Raw genomic sequence first — 6,161 nt, forward strand, 5'->3', positions numbered from 1 at the left:
CATGGTCGGCCTCACGCCGGCACTGACCGACGACACCATCACCCTTCCACCGCAGGCCGCCTGACCGATGGCCGCTCCAATTCCACCCCAAAAGTCCACCTCATTGACGGACGCGACCCATCAGTGGCTCGATCACCGCCCACTCGGCGTCGGTAAGGTCGGTTTCATAGCGAAGGCCCACGCGGCTATGCTGCCGCCGGGTGGTCGGGGTCCACATGGCGCTTCCAGGTCAGGCTTCAGCACCCCCCTGGAATCATCGCCATCCCGGCCACTCAACCCCGCCTCAGACCCTTACCGGACGGGCTCTTAGACACGGGCGGCCTCCACGACGATGCGCCGCAGGCCGAGGGCACCGAGCAGCCGCTTGCTGGCCGGACGGCGGCCGTGGCGGACGTCGATGAGATACGACGCGCTGCATCCAAGGCGTCGTGCCGCGGCCGAGGCCGAGCCGTCCGCCTCTATGGCCTCCCGTAACGCCTCGCGGGGATCGATGCGCCGGATTTCCGGCGGTCTCTCATGTCTATTGCCAGTTGTCATCCCGCATCCCCGAGCAACGAATCCTCGCCAATCGCGGCGATTGGCAAAGATAGTATGAATGCGCCGATGAAATGCAAGGACCTCCGAAAGTGGACAAATTTTTCTTGTCTACTTTTTGCCAGTCCGTCGATCCTAAGAATTTCGAAGCATTCCCTGGGCGGGCCTAATACGAAACGATAATTGATGTGAGCCTTGCGAAAACAGGATAGCGAGGGGCATCATAGCAATTGCCAATCGCCGCGTAGGATTCGTTCGATGCTCTCCTTTCTTGTGCTTCTTGCCATCGTCGGGGGCGTCGACCTCTCGACCCTTGCCACAGCCCACCAGGCGCCCCATTCCGAGGCGGCCCTACCCGGCGCGGCCCTCGGCCTGGCATGGCGGCGGCACCGCGACGTCGTCACCGCCCGCGGCCCCAGGACCCTGTGGATCGGCGACGGCCCCGACGAGCGGTACGCGCGGGCGTACAAGCTCAGCCGGGACGGTCTCCGCGACGTCGGCTTCTCCTGGGGCACCGCTGAACGCTCCGGAGGTATGGTCCAGCCGGTCTGCTGGGAGGATACCGACATGCCGGGGGCGGGCATGGACTTCGCCCTCGCCGCCGCCGAGGATGCCTTGGCGGAGGACGACGAGCGTCTCGCAGCCGAGGCCGCCCGCCAGCGCAGGACTGACGAGTTGGAAGCGGCGCTCAACGGCGACGGGCGTCGGTCCGACCTGGCTGCCCTTCGCGAATCGCTCGACACGCGCCGGTGGGCATGGAGCTCTCGGAAGCGCGGCGTCGCCGAGGCCCTGCTGGCCGAGCCGCCCGGCCCCGGTGGTGCGCCCCGGAGCGGAGCGGCCCGCCTCGCCCGCGACATGACCGCCGAGGTCGAGGCCGCCATCGCCGCGACCCGCGCCCGGGCCGCCGAGCATCCGGATCAGGACTGGCTCGCCCGGGCCGAGGACCCGCTCGTCCGAGATGCCGTCCACGCCGCGACACGCATCCTCACCGCACTCGACGGGGATCAGGCTACGATCAGAAATTCGAGCGGCTGGGGCCAGTCACATAGCCGGATCGGGCATGTCCTCGCCGGCCTGGATACCCTGACTGTGATCGAGGCGAGCCACGCCCTCGCGGCCGTCCACCGACATCGCCGGCAGCTACCGACGGAATTGCGGCTCACGATCTTCGGCACGGAGGCGTGACTATGGCCCGCCGCCCCGACCCCCGCCGACTCTCCCTGTTCGACATCGCGGACACGGCAGCGCCGACACCGTTCGATCACGCCAGGTGGGATGGACGGTCCGGCGAGACGCCCATCGACCGCGCCCTCATCGAGGCCGGTCTGTCAGACCCCTACGGCCTGTCGATAGGTGGAGGCACGCTTCAAGACACGTCCGTCCCGTACCTGCCCCGAAGCCTGCGGTTCCCCGTCCGGCTCATCCGCGACCGGTTCTCGTCCGAGACGCGGCCGCCGCGCTTCTACCTCTCCACGCCGGCGTGCGCCGATCTCCCGTTCGTACGTCGCGTCGAGGACATCACCGGCCTGAAGGCGGTGTGGGACGGCGCGAGCGAGTTGCTTGGGATCGGGACGTGGTACCACGCCATCGACCTGGCGACGGACGAGGGTTGGGAGACCCTGGCCGCGTCGCTGGGGCATACGACCCTTGCGTATGTGAGCCGAGCCGTCGCCCATCAGATCTGCTGGGGAGGACTGTCCGTGGCGAACGGCAGGTCCCTGTTGGAGCGAGCCGCCGTGCCCCGCCCCGACGACCCCGCGCGCGAGACGCTTCGGGGCTGGGCGCCCGGGCTCGTCTCCGAGCCGGACAGCGGCCGGGTCTCCGGGTGGTGCATCGTCCTAGCCGTCGAGGCCGGATGGATGCGTCCCGGCCGCAATGGCGGGAGACGCCAGACGCGGGCTTCCTTCACACCGGCCGGCAGGTCGGCGCTCGACGCCTACCGGGCATCGATCCCGAAGGCCGCCTGACGCCCTGGTGTAATGCGGAACCGCTCCGCATCATCCCATCTTCACCACGGAGCCCACCACATGCGCCGTCTCGCCGCCTACATCTCCGTCATGATCGCCGCCATGGCCGAGGCGCTCCGAACGGTCGTCCGGCTGGTCTGGCGGGCCGGTCGGTGGGTCGCCGAGACCGTCGCCGCCCCCCGTTCCCACGGACCGGGCGCCTCCGCTGCGGACGAGGCGCTCGACGCCCTGGCCGCGGCGAGCGCACCGGCTCCGACGCCCGCACCGCCCAGGGCGGAACCGCCGCACGTCTGCGTGGCGTCCGAGTGGGGAGACGTCGCCCTGGCGTACGCCGCGGCCCGCGCCGCCGGCGAGCCCGAGCCTGACATGCGCGCCCTCGACGACGCCGCGCTCTCGTGGATCCGTGGCCTCGACGACGATTCGCTCGGCCGCCTGCGGATGCTCACGCCGCGCCACGCCGGCGAGCACATGCTGGGGACATGGCCTGTCCCAGGGCTGCCCCCGTGCCCGTCCCTCCGGGACTACGAGCGCAGCCTGCTCCCTCGGCTACCCGAGCCGGTCGTCTCTGCGCCCGAGCCCGAGACCGAGGAGCCGGCCTTTGGCGGCCCGCGCCTCGTCTACGGCTGACGGCTGTCGCGGATGGCCATGGCCTCGGCGCGAACGGCGCGCGCCCGCATCGTGGCGAGTTCGTCCCTCAGGAGGGCGTTCTCCGCCCGCAGGTCGCCGATCTCCTGCCTGTCCCGCGACATCGCCTCCGCCACCGTTGCCACCCGGTCGAGCGTACGGGCCTCCCTCCGGGCCGCAATCACGGCTTGGACGCGGTCCGACCGCCGCCCGGCCATGGCGCCGGCCAGGCCGTAGGCGATGCCCTCGAAATGCGAGACGATGGACCCAGGGCTCATAACGGACATCCTAGACAATACATGTCAACGCAGTATTCGCACGGATTTTTCGGGCTTTCAACTATCGGATACCAGTATACTAACCATTTCCTTAGGTCCGTTAGGACGGCAGCCCTTACGCCGCGTCAGTCGGCGTCCCGATAGCCACTAGCTGTCTGGTTGCGGACTTGTCGATTGAGACCACGTCGCTGCGTCGGAGCACGCCGGCGACAGATAGCGCAACGGTGGACTTGCCGTCTCCCGGATCGCCCGCCACATGGCAGGCGACCTCATCGCCATTGACCGTCGGCTCCGCCTTCTGGGCCAACTTCAATTGAAGCGTCGTTGATCCCAGCGGTAGGTCCGGCAGGGGGGGCTCGGTCGCCAGCACGAACTCAAAGGTCCGGGTGCCGTCGACCCAGGTCGCAAGACCGCGGGTGGCGTCGACGGACACAGCCGCCCGGCGCTCGCCACGGTCGAAGCGAAGCCGCAGGCCCTCGGGCGCGGGCGCTGGTGGTTTGGGGGTCGTCGCTGGCTGGCTGGCCTGCGGCACGCGGGATCTCTGTTGATCTGATCGGAGTGTCCCGCAGGGGGCGTGACCAGTTTCGGGCCACGCCAGTTTTTGAAATAAAGGGTTGCCCGCTATATCGAGGCCTGCGATATAGCGGTACCGTCGCTATTTCAGGGGTCTATTCATGCCCATCGCAAGACGCATCCCCCTCGTTCAGACCAGTCTCGGCACGCTGCTGTCTCGCAGCGTGAACCTCCTGGGCCTTCCGCGCGGCACGCGCCTTGGCGTGATCTTCGGCAACCGCCGGGTCCGTAGCGACAAGCGGTTCTCGCGCAAGCGCCTGCCGAAGGCGTTCCTCTCGACGGCAGGTGAGACGGTCAAGCAGGCCGCCGAGGCGCTGATCCTGCCCCGGCTCCCTAAGGAGTTGGATGGCGCGCGCGTTGTGGCGTTCCCGCCGGGCGAGCGTTCGCCGGCCCCCTCCAACACGCTGCTCCGCACCGCCCGTAAGTGGGGAGATGGCCTCACGGAGGCGGAGGGTGAGATCTTCGATGCCAAGGTGGACGTGACCGAAGAGGAGCTCATTTCGGTCTACATCGGCATCGAGGGAAATGCGGCCGTTTCGAAGGAGATTCTGCTCGCTGCCACGTGTCGGTTCTTCGACAACGCAAACCAAATGCACGATTTCATCCGCCAGCGTCCTTTCTGATCCGACGCACGGATCAGATGTCGATGTCGGCCGGCTGCTACTTTGGGTCGATGACGTAAGCGTCCTCGACCAAGTCGCGCTCGCGGCCCTCCTCGACGGCGACCTGCGCACCGATGCGCTTGGCGGTGCCGGTCGTCAACGGCCAGTATTGCCGGCCAACCGACAGGCGGACCTTGACCTATTGAGAGCCCTGCTGAGCCGACATGCACGTTTCGTCGTCAGGATCCTAATGTTTGCCTGCGTTACAGGTGAACGGCAGAATTGATCTTATCTCCGGAAATCGCGATCCGCCACATAACTCGGGGAAAGCACGTTTTACACGCACACGATGAAACAAGGCCGTACGACCAGGTCGGGTGGCTTCCTGTCCGTCTGCTTCTGGATGGCTAACGCATCGAAGCGGAAGTTGTCTAATTGCATTGTCGCCGACCTGCCCTAAATCATCTCCCGGCTTGTCCGATGACTTAGTCTTGAGGTATCTACGGTTGGTCGACTAGCCGGAAAAGATACACCGACTTCATAATAACGTATACAAAATAGACACGGCGATCGACATGGAAAATGGAAGATTTATCCAAGCTTGGCGAGACGATTATCGAGGCGAATGATGTTGTCTATCACTAGTTCGCGACCCGGGTAGAAATCAGAGGTATAAGTTACAAGGTTACAAGGTTGCAAGGTTGCAAGGTTGCAAGGTTGCAAGGTAGAAATCTGATTACTTAACGATGGTGTGAACGATCGAACTCAAGTAAATCTCGGCAAAAACGACTTAGGGGTTTTTCCATGGAGCCACGCAACCACACAGCGGCTATCCTTGGCCTCGGTATTGCCCTCTGGTTGGGTCTGTACAATGTGTTACAGCTCGCGGCCGGGCTTTCATCGCAGGCGACAATGGTCATTTCCGGTATAGCGATGTGGTCCGTTTGCATCATCATCGTGAGCGAACGCATCGGATGTCGCTGGGCTAGCCTGAAGGACTATAACACCCTGCACGGGCTCGGGTTTTGTGCACTGCTTCTCCCCGCATGCGAGGGAATATACACCCTAATCCCGACAATTTCCGAGCCAAACCCGCTCGTCTTCATAGGCGCGGGAATTTTCGTCGCAGCCGTTCAAGGCATAATTCACCGCGTCCAATTCTCGCCCGAAGAACGTGAGGCGATCCGCAAACAGCAACGTCGGCGGTTGTCGGAGTCCGAGAAAGTGCACCAATGACCGCGTAGGGTGGAAGAACGAACCCGCTCGCGCGGGAGGGGTGGCAGCGTCGACGTCGGCGGGTTGAGCCGAAGGCCCTGCGCCGATTGAGCGTCGCCCGGCCCGGGCGGACGATCCCGGCTCCCTTCGAGCGGAGCCATCCCATGACCGTCCTTGCCGTTCCCGCCGCTGCCGGCGGCTCGCTGCGTCAGCGCCTGATCGACGACATGACCCTGCGCCGGTTCTCCCGGGCGACGCAGCGCAACTACATCCGCGACGTCGGGCGGCTGGCCGCCTTCCTGCGGCGATCGCCCGATACCGCGACCGGTGACGACCTGCGCCGCTTCCAGATCGCCCAGCAGGAACTC

8 protein-coding genes and 1 pseudogene are annotated in these 6,161 nt (G+C 65.7%); 6 read left to right on the forward strand and 3 right to left on the reverse strand.

What is annotated here, in order from left to right; translation table 11 throughout:
- Nucleotides 1-118 precede the first annotated feature (118 nt).
- Nucleotides 119-217, reverse strand: a pseudogene (locus BM419_RS31825) (IS5/IS1182 family transposase); the annotation flags it as partial.
- 575 nt (nucleotides 218-792) lie between these two features.
- Here BM419_RS31825 and BM419_RS31130 point away from each other — a divergent pair.
- From BM419_RS31130 to BM419_RS31140, 3 genes are read left to right on the forward strand one after another with little or no spacing between them, the layout of a single operon-like run.
- On the forward strand, nucleotides 793-1,719 hold the full coding sequence (locus BM419_RS31130; RefSeq protein ID WP_091928726.1) for a hypothetical protein: 927 nt from the start codon (nucleotides 793-795) through the stop codon (nucleotides 1,717-1,719).
- Nucleotides 1,720-1,721: 2 nt separating this feature from the next.
- On the forward strand, nucleotides 1,722-2,501 hold the full coding sequence (locus tag BM419_RS31135; RefSeq protein ID WP_091928727.1) for a hypothetical protein: 780 nt from the start codon (nucleotides 1,722-1,724) through the stop codon (nucleotides 2,499-2,501).
- Between the two features lie 60 nt (nucleotides 2,502-2,561).
- A complete protein-coding gene (locus BM419_RS31140) occupies nucleotides 2,562-3,128 on the forward strand; it encodes a hypothetical protein (protein ID WP_091928728.1) in 567 nt (188 codons plus the stop codon).
- Here BM419_RS31140 and BM419_RS31145 read toward each other — a convergent pair.
- Together BM419_RS31145 and BM419_RS31150 are read right to left on the reverse strand one after the other, a co-directional pair.
- Nucleotides 3,119-3,403: a hypothetical protein gene (locus tag BM419_RS31145; protein WP_091928729.1), complete on the reverse strand. Its 285-nt coding sequence runs from the start codon at nucleotides 3,401-3,403 to the stop codon at nucleotides 3,119-3,121. The two genes, BM419_RS31140 and BM419_RS31145, sit on opposite strands and share 10 nt — an antisense overlap.
- 115 nt (nucleotides 3,404-3,518) lie before the next feature.
- Nucleotides 3,519-3,935, reverse strand: coding sequence for a hypothetical protein (locus BM419_RS31150; RefSeq protein WP_139257187.1), 417 nt, complete (start codon nucleotides 3,933-3,935; stop codon nucleotides 3,519-3,521).
- A 142-nt stretch (nucleotides 3,936-4,077) separates the two neighbouring features.
- Between BM419_RS31150 and BM419_RS31155 the strand changes: the two genes are divergently transcribed.
- The 3 genes from BM419_RS31155 to BM419_RS31160 all read left to right on the forward strand — a co-directional run.
- A complete protein-coding gene (locus BM419_RS31155; RefSeq protein WP_091928731.1) occupies nucleotides 4,078-4,599 on the forward strand; it encodes a hypothetical protein in 522 nt (173 codons plus the stop codon).
- A gap of 783 nt (nucleotides 4,600-5,382) precedes the next feature.
- On the forward strand, nucleotides 5,383-5,814 hold the full coding sequence (locus BM419_RS32200; RefSeq protein WP_056145470.1) for a hypothetical protein: 432 nt from the start codon (nucleotides 5,383-5,385) through the stop codon (nucleotides 5,812-5,814).
- Between the two features lie 143 nt (nucleotides 5,815-5,957).
- On the forward strand, nucleotides 5,958-6,161 hold a 204-nt coding region (locus BM419_RS31160; RefSeq protein ID WP_175556422.1), incomplete at its 3' end, for a phage integrase N-terminal SAM-like domain-containing protein.

Source organism: Methylobacterium sp. yr668 (assembly GCF_900116245.1).
In the GTDB taxonomy this organism is placed as follows: Bacteria; Pseudomonadota; Alphaproteobacteria; order Rhizobiales; family Beijerinckiaceae; genus Methylobacterium.

What these genes read in the sequence shown, in the direction of transcription:
- BM419_RS31140 (WP_091928728.1), top strand. Translation starts at nt 2,562, where the DNA reads ATGCGCCGTCTCGCCGCCTACATCTCCGTCATGATCGCCGCCATGGCC.
- BM419_RS32200 (WP_056145470.1), top strand. Translation starts at nt 5,383, where the DNA reads ATGGAGCCACGCAACCACACAGCGGCTATCCTTGGCCTCGGTATTGCC.
- BM419_RS31130 (WP_091928726.1), top strand. Translation starts at nt 793, where the DNA reads ATGCTCTCCTTTCTTGTGCTTCTTGCCATCGTCGGGGGCGTCGACCTC.
- BM419_RS31155 (WP_091928731.1), top strand. Translation starts at nt 4,078, where the DNA reads ATGCCCATCGCAAGACGCATCCCCCTCGTTCAGACCAGTCTCGGCACG.
- BM419_RS31145 (WP_091928729.1), bottom strand. Translation starts at nt 3,403, where the DNA reads ATGAGCCCTGGGTCCATCGTCTCGCATTTCGAGGGCATCGCCTACGGC.
- BM419_RS31135 (WP_091928727.1), top strand. Translation starts at nt 1,722, where the DNA reads ATGGCCCGCCGCCCCGACCCCCGCCGACTCTCCCTGTTCGACATCGCG.